The sequence below is a fragment of the Campylobacter sp. IFREMER_LSEM_CL1097 genome, from assembly GCF_025772225.1.
GTDB classification, from domain to species: domain Bacteria; phylum Campylobacterota; class Campylobacteria; order Campylobacterales; family Campylobacteraceae; genus Campylobacter_D; species Campylobacter_D lari_D.
This window is the reverse complement of record NZ_JAKMRT010000049.1, coordinates 1-860: the sequence shown is the minus strand read 5'-3', so window position 1 is coordinate 860 and position 860 is coordinate 1. Positions and strand designations below refer to the sequence as shown.

Below are 860 nucleotides of genomic sequence, written 5' to 3'. Positions count from 1 at the left end.
GGCCTTTGGATTATCTGGTCATGCAGCTTTAAATTTGTTTTTGCAAAAATCCCTGCCAGTGGTGAGTTATTTACACTCTAAAGACTATATTTATTCGTTTTCAGAAGATGCTTGTTTTTTTATATATATTCATCATGTTAATGATATGGAAAGAGCTGTTAGATTTCTATATAAAATTTATAATCAGTCGGTGTTATTTTTAGTTAGAGATCCTATAGAAAGATTAAAACATGGTGTTAATCATGGCTGGTATGCTTATGAAGGACAGAAAGCGTATGATGAATATGATATTGAAACTAATAATATAGAAACAATACTTGACCGTGTACAATATATAGATATTGATGATATAAATTACTTATTAAAAAATTTAAACTATTGGATTAATATAGCATGTTTTGATTTTAGTAATATTTTGAAATGTGTAAAAACAGATATATATTATGTTGATATGAGTGAAATTCTTCCAAACGTTGCCTTTGATACAATGAAAAAATTATCCAATGTATTTAATTTTGAACCACCTAAAGAAGAAAATAAACAATACTACGAAGAGATAAAAAGTTCAAAATTTAGATATATTTTACCTATTGTGGTTCGATATAAGGATTTAAAAATAAATATAACATTAAAAAATGAAATACCATTAAATTGTGTAGATATTGAAAAATATATAAAATGTAAACATGAAATCCAAAAATTAATTGGCTTTTCAATTGATAGAAAAGATATGGATAAAATTTCATATCTATATTTAGAACATATAATAAGTTTTTTTAGCAATTTTTTAATTCAGATTGATAAAAAAACTAAGTTAGTTGAAAAGAAAAAAGCAACATCTGTATATATTTTAAAACACA

At 23.8% G+C, this 860-nt stretch carries 1 protein-coding gene; it reads left to right on the top strand.

Annotated features, from left to right (window positions below; all coding sequences use genetic code 11):
* On the top strand, positions 1 to 860 hold an 860-nt coding region (locus L8W64_RS08865), incomplete at both ends, for a DUF2972 domain-containing protein (RefSeq protein ID WP_263673555.1).